Annotated in this window: 12 protein-coding genes; 7 read left to right on the top strand and 5 right to left on the bottom strand. The window is 67.9% G+C overall.

Translation table 11 applies throughout. The features are described from left to right. Nucleotides 1–66: 66 nt before the first annotated feature. A complete protein-coding gene (locus RND61_RS09430; RefSeq protein ID WP_315877414.1) occupies nucleotides 67–570 on the bottom strand; it encodes a hypothetical protein in 504 nt (167 codons plus the stop codon). Nucleotides 571–1183: 613 nt separating this feature from the next. Here RND61_RS09430 and RND61_RS09425 point away from each other — a divergent pair. Both RND61_RS09425 and RND61_RS32665 read left to right on the top strand, forming a co-directional pair. Then, nucleotides 1184–2245: a PucR family transcriptional regulator gene (locus RND61_RS09425; RefSeq protein ID WP_315877376.1), complete on the top strand. Its 1062-nt coding sequence runs from the start codon at nucleotides 1184–1186 to the stop codon at nucleotides 2243–2245. 247 nt (nucleotides 2246–2492) lie between these two features. Further along, nucleotides 2493–2813 carry a transposase family protein gene (locus RND61_RS32665; RefSeq protein ID WP_391653158.1) on the top strand — a complete coding sequence of 107 codons (321 nt, stop codon included), beginning with the start codon at nucleotides 2493–2495 and terminating at the stop codon, nucleotides 2811–2813. A gap of 295 nt (nucleotides 2814–3108) precedes the next feature. Here the strand turns inward: RND61_RS32665 and RND61_RS09415 are convergent, their stop codons facing one another. Both RND61_RS09415 and RND61_RS09410 read right to left on the bottom strand, forming a co-directional pair. Beyond that, a complete protein-coding gene (locus RND61_RS09415; RefSeq protein ID WP_315877375.1) occupies nucleotides 3109–3519 on the bottom strand; it encodes a hypothetical protein in 411 nt (136 codons plus the stop codon). A 63-nt stretch (nucleotides 3520–3582) separates the two neighbouring features. Further along, nucleotides 3583–4254 carry a hypothetical protein gene (locus RND61_RS09410; RefSeq protein WP_315877374.1) on the bottom strand — a complete coding sequence of 224 codons (672 nt, stop codon included), beginning with the start codon at nucleotides 4252–4254 and terminating at the stop codon, nucleotides 3583–3585. Nucleotides 4255–4420: 166 nt separating this feature from the next. Between RND61_RS09410 and RND61_RS09405 the strand changes: the two genes are divergently transcribed. The 5 genes from RND61_RS09405 to RND61_RS09385 all read left to right on the top strand — a co-directional run bounded on the left by RND61_RS09405 (nucleotide 4421) and on the right by RND61_RS09385 (nucleotide 11570). Beyond that, nucleotides 4421–6127 (top strand): phospholipase A2, encoded by a 1707-nt coding sequence (locus RND61_RS09405; protein ID WP_315877373.1) that lies wholly within the window; start codon nucleotides 4421–4423, stop codon nucleotides 6125–6127. A 427-nt stretch (nucleotides 6128–6554) separates the two neighbouring features. Beyond that, nucleotides 6555–9317, top strand: coding sequence for a S8 family serine peptidase (locus RND61_RS09400; RefSeq protein WP_315877372.1), 2763 nt, complete (start codon nucleotides 6555–6557; stop codon nucleotides 9315–9317). Between the two features lie 146 nt (nucleotides 9318–9463). Continuing rightward, nucleotides 9464–9934 carry an adenylyltransferase/cytidyltransferase family protein gene (locus RND61_RS09395; protein WP_391653155.1) on the top strand — a complete coding sequence of 157 codons (471 nt, stop codon included), beginning with the start codon at nucleotides 9464–9466 and terminating at the stop codon, nucleotides 9932–9934. 156 nt (nucleotides 9935–10090) lie between these two features. Further along, entirely contained in the window at nucleotides 10091–10858 is a 768-nt protein-coding gene (locus RND61_RS09390; protein ID WP_315877370.1) for a transposase family protein, read from the top strand. Between the two features lie 40 nt (nucleotides 10859–10898). Beyond that, nucleotides 10899–11570 carry a tyrosine-type recombinase/integrase gene (locus tag RND61_RS09385; RefSeq protein WP_315877369.1) on the top strand — a complete coding sequence of 224 codons (672 nt, stop codon included), beginning with the start codon at nucleotides 10899–10901 and terminating at the stop codon, nucleotides 11568–11570. A 102-nt stretch (nucleotides 11571–11672) separates the two neighbouring features. Here the strand turns inward: RND61_RS09385 and RND61_RS09380 are convergent, their stop codons facing one another. Continuing rightward, nucleotides 11673–13202 carry a UDP-N-acetylglucosamine 1-carboxyvinyltransferase gene (locus tag RND61_RS09380; RefSeq protein WP_315877368.1) on the bottom strand — a complete coding sequence of 510 codons (1530 nt, stop codon included), beginning with the start codon at nucleotides 13200–13202 and terminating at the stop codon, nucleotides 11673–11675. A 370-nt stretch (nucleotides 13203–13572) separates the two neighbouring features. Next, entirely contained in the window at nucleotides 13573–14223 is a 651-nt protein-coding gene (locus RND61_RS09375; protein WP_315877367.1) for a class I SAM-dependent methyltransferase, read from the bottom strand. Nucleotides 14224–14298: the final 75 nt, after the last annotated feature.

Raw genomic sequence — 14298 nt, 5'->3', positions numbered from 1 at the left:
CGTGTGAATGTAGGAGACCGTGGAAACGGTGCGAAGGAACCGGCGGAACCGGTGGGTCGGAAGGGTTCAGCGCTCGACCGGCCGTACGGACACCGCCGACTGCGACAGTGCCTGCTCGACCCAGACCTCGGCGCCGCGGGCCAGCGGGGCCGGACTCTTCGCCGAAAGCTTCACCGGTTGCCCGGCGAGGCGCACCAGCACCTCGCCGTAACCGTCGGCGGGAATCGGGGTGACCACCGAGCCCGGCAGGCCGATCAGGTCGACATCGCGTGGAGCGGCCCCGGAGGAGTCGCGCACCAGTGCCCGGCCGAGGCGATAGGCGAACCAGCCGGTGGCGACACCGGCCGGCACCCCGATCAGCGTCGCCCCCACCGTGCCCAGCTCGGAGGTCTCCAGGACGACCGCCCCGGAGAAACCCAGCATGGACAGGAACCCGGCGATCACCGGAAGCGACAGCAGACCGTCCAGGACGGCGACCCCGTCGAACAACCCCTCCATCACACCGTCCAAGAGGAACGACAGGGCGAGGAGGACGACCCCCGTGATGCCGAGACCCAGGAACCACGTCACCCGCACGCACCGCCTCTCCTCGCCCACCCCTCGTCGGGATGCGCATCGTCACACGTCGGCGGGTACCGGAACACTGCCTGCTTCCGGCAATCTTCGCGTCTCGTCGATGCCGCGCCCACCACAGTCGGCCGAAGGCGCCCCGCTACCCGTGCGCGCCCGGACGAGTACCGCGACCGCGCCCGGCCGGCCCTCGACGCACGACTGCTCCCGCTCGGCCCGCGAGCGCCTCACGAGCGGACCGCCATGCCCTGGGGGGTGGCCGTGCTGTCGCCAGGGCCGACTCCGGCCGCCGTTCCGTCCGAGGTGCCGCACCGGCCGTCCAGCCGTCGCACCGTCGCCCCGGGTGTCGCACCGGGAGCCGCCTGACCGCGGTCGGCAGATCAGCGGATCCGACGTTCCGCCCTCCAGGGACCACGAACCCCAGGACGGCACGTCGTCCGTACCCGGCCCCGGCCGGTCCGCGCCGGCGAGGACGGCACGGCCGAGGACATCGCCGTCGACCCGCCGGCCCCACGTGCTCTTGGCGCCGGTGACCGGCCCGCGGTGCTCACGTGACACGCTTGGTCCACGCGCCGGGAAGGCGTCGCCGGCGCGTCGTGAACGGGGAGGGGCCATGGCGGAGCGGGACACGATCGGGGAGTACCTGGAGGGGTATGCCCGGATTCTGGCCGGTGCCTGCGCCACCGGCAGGAGGCTGTCCCGGGACGAGCTGGGAGCGCTGCGGGCCCAGGGAGAGCGGGCCGCGGAAGCCGGCATCGGACTGCGGCTGATGGTCCGCGCCCACCTCGCCGCCGCTCAGGACGTACACGCGGAGCTGCGCGGCCCGGCCGCCGGCCACTTGCTCGCGGCGGTGGAACAGGCCGTGGACGCCTTCGCGGAAGGCCACGAACGGGCGCAGCGGCTCGCGATCCGGCAGCAGGAGGCGGCCCGCCGTGAGTTCATCGACGACCTGCTCCACGGCCGCAGCGACCCCGGGCGCCTGGCCGAGCGGGCGGAGCGCTTCGGACTGTTGCTGTCCCACGCGCACGCGGTCGCCGTTGCCGAGGGCCCGGAACCGTACGATGACGGCTATCCGGTCACCCGCGGTGTCGAGTCGTCCCTCGCGGTGCGCTTCGGCGACCGCCGGATCCTGCTGACCACGAAGAACGGCCGGCTGATCTGCATCGCGCCCGGAGACCAGGGCGACGTCCTGTCCTTCTTCGCCAAGCAGGCGTACGCCGCTACCGATGGCGGCCGGGTGGCGATCGGCCGCCCTCACCCGGGCGTCGGCGGAGTCGTCCACTCCTACGAGGAAGCGCTCAACGCCCTGGACCTGGCCGTCCGCATGCAACTGGAGGACCCGGTGCTGCATGCCTCGGACCTCCTGGTGTACCCGGTGCTCACCCGCGACCGGCAGGCCATGGCCGACCTCGTAGACACGGTCCTCGGGCCGCTCCAGCAGGCCCGCGGCGGCGCGCGGACGCTCCTCGACACCCTCGCGGCCTACTTCGACACCGGCTGCGTCGCCGCCGAGGCCGCCCGCCGGCTGTCTCTCAGCGTGCGGGCGGTGACCTACCGGCTGGAGCGGATCCACCGACTGACCGGTGCCGACCCGGCTGATCCCGTCGACCGCTACACCCTCCAGACGGCGGTCATCGGCGCCCGTCTGCTCGACTGGCCCGAACAGGAGCTCTGACGACGCCCGGCCCCCGGGGAGCGTCCGAACGGAAACCAGCGGTGGCCGGCGGGCGCTCCGAGCGGAAGGGCGATGTGGCCCCGCGTCAGCGGGGGCTCCACCGGCGCCGTACACGGGCCCGGGAGTTCGTCGGCCCGGAGTCCGGCGAGACCGGCGTGGGCCCGGGCGACGACTCCGGGGTGCACCTCGTGCCTGGCGTGTCCGGTGACTGCCCGGCAACCGCCGGCCGACGGACGGATGCCGTCCCGTGCGCTCGCCGGTGGCGCTGATCAGGCCGGGCGGGACCTGCCCTGCCCGCCCTGGGCAGTGGCAGGAATCGCAGGGCTGCACGCCGACGCGGCCGGGAGACGGAGCGGTGCGGGGCCAAAGGCGTGTCAGTGGGGAGCAGACTGTGCCCAGCCAGAAGACCGCCAACCGCGTCCTCGCTATCGGACGCGCACCCGTCGAACACGACTTCGCCCATCTCAAAAACTGGCGAATTCTCACCAAGCTCCGCACTGATCTCGCCCGCGCCACCCACCTCCTGCGCGCCCTGCTCGTTCTGACGAATCTCAAAGTCAACCGCTGACAAACGATCTACTCCGCAGACAACCGCCCACGACCAGCACGAGCACCCCGAGAACCGGTCACACCTGCTCTTTGACCTGCGAATTCAAGTTGCGGAGGTTCAGTGGACGCCACTCCCCGCCCGGGACATCGTCGGTTCGGGTGCCGGATGCGTGAGGGATTCCACCGTGCCCCTTCACTTCTGATGGCGTCGGCGCGGATATGCGGGCTGCCACGGGTCCGGTCGGCCTCCGGAGACCCCATCAGCGGTAGGGGCCTGCTCCCCTGCCCTGATCGGGCCGCGTCATGTGGTGCTGCTACTGGCTGGCAGCATCGGCCGCATCTGCGGCCGGCTGCTTCGGCTGCGGTCCGTCGACGACGGTGCGGGCGCGGGCTTCGGCGGCCTTGGTGAGGGCGGCCACCCCGCCGCAGCCTCCGATCTGGGGGTAACTGCCCGATTCGCGCCCACTGTGCATTAGCCAGCGGCATACGCGAACAACGACCGGCAGGGCTGGTTGGAACGGTTCAGATGTCAGGCGGTCGGCCCAGTGCGGAGCCGCCCGCACGTCCCGCACGAGCGTATACAAAGCGCTGAGGAAGATCACCGTTCCGGCCACAAGCCAGAAGGCTGACGCCCCAGAGCGGTACTCACGAACGGCACCGATGAGCAGCATCACGCTGACAAGAACACCGAAGGCCGAGATCAGAGCGCTGATGCGGTAAGTCACACAGACATCATCAACGACAACCTCGGCCAGCGGGAGTGGGACCCTCTGGGAGAGCGAACGGCTTCACCCGGTACCGTGGCTGTCGACTACTTCTTCAACGGCGAATGCTCCGGTGGCGGGAGCTACACAGGGGGACACGTCCGTTGTCTCGCCCGCCGCCGTGCCCGCCTCGCAGAGTCGACCGCCGTTTTCACGCAGGTCAAGGTAGAAGCGCGTGGTCTTGCCGTCCTGTGTGAGTTCGTGGATGTGCTCGTCGATGTATCCGAGGCTGTTCAGGGCCTTGCGGACGTTTGCGGGGGTGGGTGACGAAACCATCTGCAGTGCCTCGATGATGCGCTGTTCGTGCTGGACGCTCGCGCACCAGTCGCGGGCGTTCAGCACCGATTCGGGCCCCGGGAGGACACCGGGCTCGATCGGGTCAGTGGGGGGAGTCTCACCGGGGGCAAGGCTTTGCTTCCCCTGCGGACTGGCCGGTTTCGCAGCGACGGGGGGCCCACCAGGAGGAGGGCACGGCTGGGCAACCCTGTCGAGCATCTTCGCGAACGATGCTTGGTCGGCCGACAGCGATGTGACACCCGCTTTGGAGTCGGTGCTCGCGTCCGGCCCGTCTTGTGCGCCGTCGTTACCAAGTTGGTCGGTTCCGCAGCCGACAAGGGTCAGGGAGGCGAGGACGCCCACTGCGAGAGCACGTCCGGGCCGGGTGAACTGGCGGATGGGGCCATGGATGCGTGTCATGCACCCAGCCTCTGGCGGAAGGACGGACCGGGGCATGAGTACGCGTACTCATGTCTGTGAGCACGGGATCGCTGAATCTCTGAATGTCAACTAGTGGCCACTAGCTCGGCTTGAAAATGCTTGTGGGGCGAATGATCTTTACCTAGTGTTCACATCGTCCGTTCGGATGAGTCACAACTTCTTCATGAGGGGGGAATTCGTGCGCAGTAGACGTGCGCTTCCTGTGTTTGCCGTGGTGTCCTTGTCTTTACTATTCCCACAGGAGATGGCGAGAGCAACACCTGCGGGGATACCGCCTGCGGCGGGGGCCGCGGTGGTAGAACCGCCGCTGGCGGACGGGGAAGTCCAGCAGGTCGGTCCCGGTGTGTACTCGACCGCGGACCGGTCGTTCGAGATCTACGAAACCGATGTGGCAGTGGGGCTGATGAGCCGCAGTCACACCGTCGCCGTTCAGCCGGACGGTGTCTCGAAGCCCGAGTCGGCACCCGTGTCCCGCACGGATATGGGGGTCTTCGGTCCGGGTTGGGAGGCCGAGTTTGTGGGGGGTCGGCTCAACCGCAAGCTGGAGCTGAGGGATGACACCGCCGTCATCACCGACCTCACTGTGAACGCCGCAGTCACCTACACCTTGAAGAGCAGCCTCGACTTTCCGGACGGCGGTGGGGCCAGGAAGTATGCGTCTTCCGAGGGCGACACCTTCACCGAGACCACTCGGTTCAATGAGGCGACGGGCACGATGGAGTCCACCGCCACTGAGACCGTCAACATGGCCACGTCGGTGCCGGACGAGGACCTGTCCGCTGACACTGATGCCGGCGTTCCCGGTGACCTTGATCAACTGACGCCGACCTATACCTGGAAGCAGGTAGCGGCCGGAGCCGACAACTGGCGCGTTACGGGTGTGGGTACCGTCGCCAACGCTGCTCTGTCCACCGTCACGTATGACACTGCGGGCCGGGTGGCCGCCGTCAAGGACACTGAGATCGGGGAAACCACGTCCCGGCTTCTGGCAGTCAAGTACTCGACTGCCACAACGGCCACCAGCACGACCCCTGGGGAGTTCGCGGGCCGCGTCAGGGAGATCACGCTCGCCGATGGCGCCACGGTGCAGACGCTCGCTCGGTATTCCTACGACACCTCCGGTTTGCTTCGCTCGGTGGCCAACCCGGCGGAGGGAATCGAGGCGGTATCCTCCTACGCCTACGACACCACTGGACGGGTCTCCGACGTCACTTCTCCGGCCAACGGCGACTGGGACCTGTCGTTCCCGGCCGGATCTGCCTCCCCGGACGTCGATCCGGTCGGCCCCGAGCGTCCGACTGAGGACGCGCCGCTCGAGGGTGCGGGTGGGATCACCGACCCTGCCGCTGGCGGCCCGTTGCCGACGGACTTCACCGACGGAGAAATCACCGACCCGCAGGCCTACCCTCGCCACTGCTCCGCCGCGACGGACTGGCTGTGGTACCTCAAGTCGAACTGTGCGGCATGGGCCGCGCACTACGGATGGCACCGCCCGTACTTCAAGGTGACGCCGACCAAACACCGAGTCGTGGGCATCAACTACGACGGTTGCAGCACGCCTGGTCCCAACATCAGCAGGCCGGGTGGCTTCAACTTCCGGGTCGCGTGCGACATGCACGACTACGGCTACGGTCTCATCGGCAACACGTACAAGGGCTACAGGTACTACCTCGACCGGAGCAAGAAGACGAACGTCGAGAATGCCTTCCACACCACGATGAAGACCTATAGCTGCAAGGCCTACTTCATCACCAGGCGGCCAGCATGCAACAGCTTCGCGTATGCCTACTACAAGGCCGTGAGCAACAAGAAGTGGGGCGGCCAGCCGAAGACCGGCGCTGACGCGACATAAGGGCGTCAGCTCCTCCCGACAGCCCACCGCGCACGCGCCGGGCCGGGTACACCAAGGCATGACGGGGTCGGGGGCGGGATCTTTCCGCCCCCGACCCTAACCTCTCCGACCAGCCCGCACGTCACACCGGTTGCTTCGCCTCGCACCTGCACATCACTGCGATTCGAGCGGGGACTGCCTACTCGCTGGCTGAGTCACGATGTTCTTCTGATTTCTGAGGCATTTCAGTGTGCAGAACGGCTGAACGAACTGCCGTAGCCGTGATGACGAGGATGTCTCTCGTCACTTCGATCACGGACCCAGGCAGCCGCGCCTCTTAACCCCGCAGCGGCCGCCGGAGCCACCCTTTGCGGCCAGAACTCATCGCCGCCGAACATTCTTCTTTCCTCGTGCGATCCCGCACTGCCATATGTTCATGGAGCAGTAAGTGAAGAAACGCATAAGCGGCTTGGTCGCCGCCGCAGCAGCCATGGTGATCGCCGTGATACCAGTGGGCAGCAACCCCTTATCCGGAATCGCCTCTGCCTCTGCTGGAGAGGGCGGCCCGGTCGACCCGCCGCTGTTCGATGACACCCAGGACGGCGGCACCGTCCGCGTCAATGTCGTCACGGACCAGCAGACGGACCTGGCGTCCGTTTCCGAAGCGGGCGATACCCTCGTCACCTATGACACCCTGCCGATGGTCACCCTCCGCGTGGACAGGGCGGGCCTCGAGAGCCTGAACCGCAGTCCCGGCGTCATCAGCGTCACCGAGGACGTCCCCGTCGCACCTACGCTGAACGAGTCCACTGTCAAGATCGGTAGCGACAAGACCGCCGCCGCCGGCAAAACCGGCGCTGGCATCAGCATTGCAATCCTCGACACCGGCGTCGCCACGAAACACCCTTTTCTCGGCGCACGCGTCAAGACCGAGGCGTGCTTCTCCGTCAATGACGAGACCTACGGGGCCACCAGCCTGTGCTCCAACGGCTCCGAACAGCAGGAAGGTACCGGCAGCGCCGACGTCGAGAGCGGCCAATGTGCCACCCTGGGTTCCGCGTGCTCCCACGGGACCCACGTCGCTGGCATCGCGGCCGGCAATGGAGCCGGCATCAGCGGGGCACCCGTGCGAGGTGTTGCTCCTGAAGCGGACATTATCGCCATTCAGGTTTTTTCCAAGGTCGACTCTGAAACCTACTGCGGGGCGGGCAACAGTCCGTGCGTGCTTAGCTTCACCAGCAGCCAGATCAAGGGTCTGGAGAGGGTGTACGCGCTGAAGAAGGCTGGATCCAACGTCATCGCGGCGAACATGTCGCTCGGTGGTGGACGATGGTCTAGCGCATGCTTCAGCGACCTCCGCAAGACGATCATTGACAACCTGCTCGCCGAGGGTGTCGCCACCGTCGTCGCGTCCGGCAACAACGGTTACACCGACGCGGTCAACGCCCCCGGCTGTGTATCCTCCGCCATTACGGTGGGTTCCACTACCGACGACGACCAGCTGTCCACGTTCACGAACCGCGGCCCGCTGATCGACCTGCTTGCGCCGGGCACGAGTATCGTCTCCTCCGTTCCTGGCGGCTCCTACGCCTCGAAGAACGGCACCTCCATGGCTGCCCCCCACGTCACCGGGGCACTCGCAGTGCTGAGGCATACGTACCCTGGCAAGACCATCGCTCATCTTGAAGCGATGCTAAAGAGCGTCGGCGAAACCATCACCTACGAGGGTGCCGCTACGCCGCGGCTCCAGCTCGGCGAGGCCCAGCCGACGCGGGTCACGGACTTCAACGGCGACGGCGCGGAGGACACCGTCATCGGTGATCCTAAGGCGGCTGTCGGCGGCAACCCCGACGCCGGTGCCATACGCGTAGTCTATGGCGGCGGCAAGGGCACCGCCGTACTCCACCAGGACCTCCCTGCCATCCCTGGCTCCGCACAGCCTGGCGACCGGTACGGCGAGAGCCTGGCGACCTTCGACCACAATAGTGACGGCTACACCGACCTCGTCGTGGGCGTCCCGGCCGAGGATATCGGTGTCGAGACGGACGCCGGCTGGGTCAACATCATCTACGGTGCCCCGGACGGCCTGATCACCGGCGCGGCAGCCCTGGTTCTCAGGCAGGGCACGGGCGAGGGAGCGATCAGGGCGTCGGCTCCAGAAGCAGGTGACATGTTTGGCCAGACCATCGCCGCCGGCCACACTACCCAGGGCGAACCGTACCTAGTGATCGGCGTACCAGGCGAAGAACTCGGCACCATCGTGGATGCTGGCGTCGCCCACTACCTGCGCGGCAGCACCAACGTCACTATCCACCAGAACACACCAGGCATGGCTGGCGACGCCGAGACCAGCGACTTGTTCGGATCCTCCATCGCCGCCTCGGCGAACCACATCGTCATAGGCGCCCCCGGTGAGGCCAGTGGCACCATGACCAACGCCGGCCATGTCCAGGTGCTCGCGCACAACCTGAATGCCGACAACGTACCGACCCCAATCGTGGGGCTTCTCCAGGGGAACGGTATCGTGAGCGGCGCAGCCGAAGCAGAAGACCAATTCGGCTCCTCCCTGGCAGCCGTTGCCTACACACCCGACGGAGCGGCGGCACCCACCGACACGGTTTTCGCTGTGGGATCCCCCGGTGAGGGACTGGCTGCGGGCACCAACAACGTTGCCCAGGCAGGCACCGTCCAGACCTTCCGCGTCACCGAGGCCGGAGCGGTCACTCAGGCTGCAAGCATCAACGCCGAGGTTGCCAACGTGGACGGCGAGCTCGAGACCGGCGACCGGTTCGGCCAGAGCCTAGCCCTCACCAACCTCAACCCCAACGCGACCGGTTCGGCTCAGAACCTCGTCCTCGCCGTCGGTATCCCGGGCAAGAACATCGGTACCACTGCGGACGCGGGCGCGATCCAGACCTTCTACCCCTTCGGCGCCCCCGGGGCCAGCGACCACTGGATCCAGGCCGGCGACACCTCTGGCCTTGGCGGTGCCCCGACGGCCGGCCACGCTGTCGGCAGCCACCTCGGCGCCACGGTCACCAGCCTCTACATCGGTGTGCCCAACACCGCGCCGTACGGTGCCGCCTACGCCCTGCCCTGGAGCAACGCAACCGGCGGCCGCATCGGCACTTTCAGTGCGCCGACCAGCTATGTGCCTGGCCGGAACGGCTTCCCGGCCGAGGGCGGGGCATTCGGCTGGGCTGTCAGCTGATCGTGACAGCGAACCTGCCCTGACCCAACAGCTGCTGGTCGGCCCGGGGGAGTCCCTCCCGGGCTGGCCTGGCCTGGCCCCGTCTACTCACTCCAATCACTGACCAATGCTTCACCCTGGAAGGCCGGGGTGAAAGAGAATCACTTATGATCTCGACGACCTGTGCATCCGGGCGAGATCACCGCCTTAGGAGGACCGTGTCCCACATCATCGGCTACGCGTCAGGCGTCTTCGACCTCTTCCACATAGGTCACCTCAACCTTCTCAAGAACGCACGAGCTCAATGTGACCATCTCGTCGCGGGCGTACTCACCGATGAGGTCGCCAGTCACAAGGGACACACCCCAGTTATGCCGCTCCTAGAGCGAATGGAGATCGTGAGTTCGATTAAATGTGTTGACGCTGTCGTTGTCGACAACACTCTCGAGAAGATGGAAGCCTGGCAGCAGGTCGGCTTCCATCGCCTGTTCAAAGGCGATGACTGGAAGGGCACTCCTCGCGGTGCTCGATGGGAACGCGACTTTGCTGCGGTCGGCGTCGAAGTTGTCTACCTCCCTTACACAATGCACGTCTCCAGTAGCAAACTCCGGCAACTCATCCAGTACCTGTCACCCTGAGTGGGACTGTGAATCGTTCAGTTCTGTTCCGTAATCGGTGGTCGCAGTGAGCTCTTCCAACCTGTCAAGTCAGAGGGGCAGTTGGGGTGACAGACAGGTGAAGCCCCTGGTAGATGGGTTTTCGACCAAGAAATCTGTCTCCACCAGAGGCTTCGAGTGCTTGTCCACCCGTCCGGTGTCGACGCGTCCAGTTCTGCCCTGCGCTTCTTGTCCGCCAAGCTCAGCCGGCACCGCCGGGAGCTCGGCACCCGGTGGCGGCGTCTGAACCCGGGCCGGCAGGCTCTGCTCACCCTCGCCCACCTTCGCAACGGCCACCCGTACGCCCAGCTCGCAGCCGGGTTCGGCATCGGGACCACGACGGCCTACCGGTACATCACCGAGGCCGTCGAGGTCCTGACCGCTCTCGCACCGAGTCTTGCGGAGGCGGTCCGGACAGCATCGGCGAAGGCGTTCGTGCTGCTGGACGGAACGCTGCTTCCGATCGACCGGATCGCCACGGACCGGCCGTTCTGCCCAGGGAAACACAAGAGGCACGGGATGAGCGTGCAGACCCTCGCCGATCCCTTCGGTCGACTGCTGTGGGCCTCACCGGCCTTGCCCGGCGCTGTCCACGACGTCCGTGCGGCTCGCGAACACGGCATCATTGACGCCCTCGCCGGGGCCGGCATCACCTGCTGGGCCGACAAGGGCTATCGGGGTGCCGGCGGCACGGTCCCTACCCCGTGCTGGGGACGCTGGGAGACCCTGTCCACCGGTCAGCAGGCGGTGAACCGGTCCCACGCGAAGACCCGCGCCCTCGTCGAGCAGGCCATGGCCACCCTCAAGTCCTGGTGCCTCCTCCGCAAGCTCCGATGCTCGACCACCCGCATCACCAACCTCGTCCAGGCCATTCTCACCCTTCGTCTGATCAGCTCAGACCGATGATGGAAAAGCCTCACTGTCAAACCGCTACCGGCTCCTCGTCGTGATCGGTGCGGGCCTTGGGCTTCAACAGGGCGGGGCATTCGGGCTTGCCCTGGAGGACATCGACTTTGTCAAGGAAGTCGTCCGCGTTCGGCGGCAGGTCAAGATGGTGCGGGCGAAGCTGTGTTTCGCGCTTCCCAAGGGCCGCAAGGTCCGGGACGCGCCGCTGCCGTCCAGCGTGGCCCGGGCCATCCAGCAGCATATGGAGCAGTTCGCGCCGGTGCCCGTCACGCTGCCCTGGGACGACCCGCGTCCTGCCGAGACGCCGGTGGAGGCCAAACACCGTCGGCCGAGGACCTACAGCCTCCTGGTGACGGGACGCGAGCAGAAGCCCATCAACCGGAACTATTTCAACTCCTACGTGTGGAAGCCCGCGCTGGCCACGGCGGGCGTGATCGCTCCGCTGGAGGAAGGTAGCGCCGACGGTACTCGCGTGTGGGAGCCGTCCCGGGAGCACGGCTTCCACGTCCTGCGCCACTTCTACGCCTCCGAGGAATTGGAGGCCGGTGAATCGGTCGTCTCCCTGGCGCGCTGGCTGGGGCACTCCGATCCTGGATTCACGCTGCGGAAGTACTCGCACGTCCTGCCCCGCGCGGGCGCACGGGGCGGTGCCGCCCGGCTACGCGATCTTCGCGTAGCCGGGCGACAGAGCCCCGTGGACTGCGACTCGTAGCCCGCCGAAGGTCCAAACTCCCAGAAAACTCCCAAAGATGCCGCCGCCCCCGTCCTGACCCGCTGAACAGCGGGTCAGGACGGGGGCGGCGGCGTCCGCCGGTCAGATGTCGCGGAAGGTCTCGATCTGGGCGCCCACCGAGTTGAGGCGTTCGGCGAGGTCCTCGTAGCCGCGGTTGATGACGTACACGTTGCGCAGGACGGACGTGCCCTCGGCGGCCATCATGGCCAGGAGGACCACCACCGCGGGGCGCAGGGCCGGGGGGCACATCATCTCGGCGGCGCGCCAGCGGGTGGGGCCCTCGACGAGGACGCGGTGCGGGTCGAGGAGCTGGAGGCGTCCGCCGAGCCGGTTGAGGTCGGTCAGGTAGATGGCGCGGTTGTCGTAGACCCAGTCGTGGATGAGGGTCTGGCCCTGCGCGGACGCGGCGATGGCCGCGAAGAACGGCACGTTGTCGATGTTCAGGCCGGGGAACGGCATGGGGTGGATCTTGTCGATGGGGGCCTCCAGCTTGGAGGGCCGCACGGTCAGGTCCACCAGCCGCGTACGGCCGTTGTCCGCGGTGTACTCGGTGGAGCGGTCGTGATCGAGGCCCATCTCCTCCAGGACCGCCAGCTCGATCTCCAGGAACTCGATCGGCACGCGGCGGATCGTCAGCTCCGACTCGGTGACGACCGCGGCGGCCAGCAGGCTCATCGCCTCGACCGGGTCCTCGGAGGGCGAGTAGTCGACGTCCGTGTCGATGTGCGGGACGCCGTGCACGGTGAGGGTCGTCGTGCCGATGCCCTCCACCTGGACGCCGAGGGCCTCCAGGAAGAAGCACAGGTCCTGGACCATGTAGTTGGAGGAGGCGTTGCGGATGACGGTGGTGCCGTCGTGGCGCGCGGCGGCCAGGAGCGCGTTCTCCGTGACCGTGTCGCCGCGCTCGGTCAGGACGATCGGGCGGTCCGGCGAGACCGCCGGGTCGACCTCGGCGTGGTACAGGCCCTCGGTGGCGGTGATGTCGAGGCCGAAGCGGCGCAGGGCGATCATGTGCGGCTCGATGGTGCGCGTACCGAGGTCGCAGCCGCCGGCGTAGGGCAGCTTGAAGGAGCGCATGCGGTGCAGCAGCGGCCCCAGGAACATGATGATCGAGCGGGTGCGGCGGGCCGCGTCCGCGTCGATGGCCTCCATGTTCAGCTCGGCGGGCGGCACGATCTCCAGGTCCGTGCCGTCGTTGATCCAGCGGGCGCGGACGCCGATGGAGCTGAGGACCTCCAGCAGCCGGTAGACCTCCTCGATCCGCGCGACCCGGCGCAGGACCGTGCGGCCCTTGTTCAGCAGCGAGGCGCAGAGCAGCGCCACGCACGCGTTCTTGCTCGTCTTCACGTCGATGGCGCCGGACAGGCGACGGCCGCCGACCACCCGGAGGTGCATGGGGCCCGCGTAGCCCAGTGAGACGATCTCACTGTCGAGCGCCTCACCGATGCGGGCGATCATCTCAAGGCTGATGTTCTGGTTCCCGCGCTCGATGCGGTTCACGGCGCTCTGGCTCGTGGCCAGCGCCTCGGCGAGCTGCGCCTGAGTCCAGCCGCGGTGCTGCCGGGCGTCACGGATGAGCCTGCCGATGCGTACGAGGTAGTCGTCTGCCATAGCGAAAGGCTATCTCAGATATGAGATGTGCTTCTCGTTGGGCTGCGCCGTGCGGGTGATGTCCCGCTCCCCGTGCGGCGGTTGGTGTCCGCCGTGGGTGAGCTCACGTCACTTCTCCACGGATACCCCGCATTCAGAACATTTCCCGTTAATCGCTCAGATTGCCTGAATCGGACTACGCGGGTGTCGTCCGCCGGGAGCCCCGACCCGGTGTCCGGGTGCCCCGGGCTCCGGGTTCGACACCGCCCCGGCGGGAAGGGCTCCGCCGGTCCCGGACGGGGAATGGCCGAAACGGTGCGCGGACCGGTTCACGGGGGCGTGCAAGAGGGGGAGGGGTCCCGCCTCGCCGGAGGGGGTCGTGAAGCCCCCGTCAGGGGTGCCGCCAGACGAGGGTGTACCGCCAGAACAGCCGCCGCCGCAGCCGCGCCCCGGGCAGGATCCGCCGCGCCTCGCGGACGATGTCGTCGTAGCACATCTCCGCCGGCCGGGTCCGGGCGGCCGGTGCGACGGGCCGGGGCGCGGCACGGCCCTTGTTCCTCGACCAGCCGACGGCGGCGTTGAGCGGGACGGCGAGGGCGCCGAGCAGGTGGTCGGTGAGGGTCCGAGCCCGGAACAGCCCGACGACGACGAGGGTCCCGCCGGGCGCGAGGCGCCGCCGGAAGGCGGTGAGCGCCTCGGTGAACGGCAGGTGGTGGAGGGCGGCGACGCAGGTGATGACGTCGTACGCGTCGTGGGGCGGCCCGGTGAGCGCGTCGGCGACGTGGAAGGTCACCGGCGCGCCGGAGGGCGTCAGCTCCCTCGCCCGGGCGACGATCCGGGGGTCGGTGTCGACGCCGTCCACGTGCCGGGCGCGCCCGGCCAACAGGCGGGCCAGGTCCCCGCTTCCGCACCCGGCGTCGAGCGCCGTCCCGGCCCGCCGGGGCAGTTGCCGCAGGATCCAGGGGTGGTAGTGGGCGTTGTGGTCCCAGGGGTGGGCGTCGTTGAACCGCTGAAGCCCCCGCAGTACGCGCTCGCCCAGCACGCCCGTCCTCCCCTCCCCGTTCGTCGGCCCCCGGCTTCCCGGGTCCTTGGCTTCCCGGATGCCTGGGGCCCCGGT

The organism is Streptomyces tamarix, assembly GCF_032423885.1.
Lineage (GTDB): Bacteria > Actinomycetota > Actinomycetes > Streptomycetales > Streptomycetaceae > Streptomyces > Streptomyces tamarix.
Note: the sequence above shows the minus strand (reverse complement) of the source record. Positions and strands in the feature narration are given on the sequence as shown.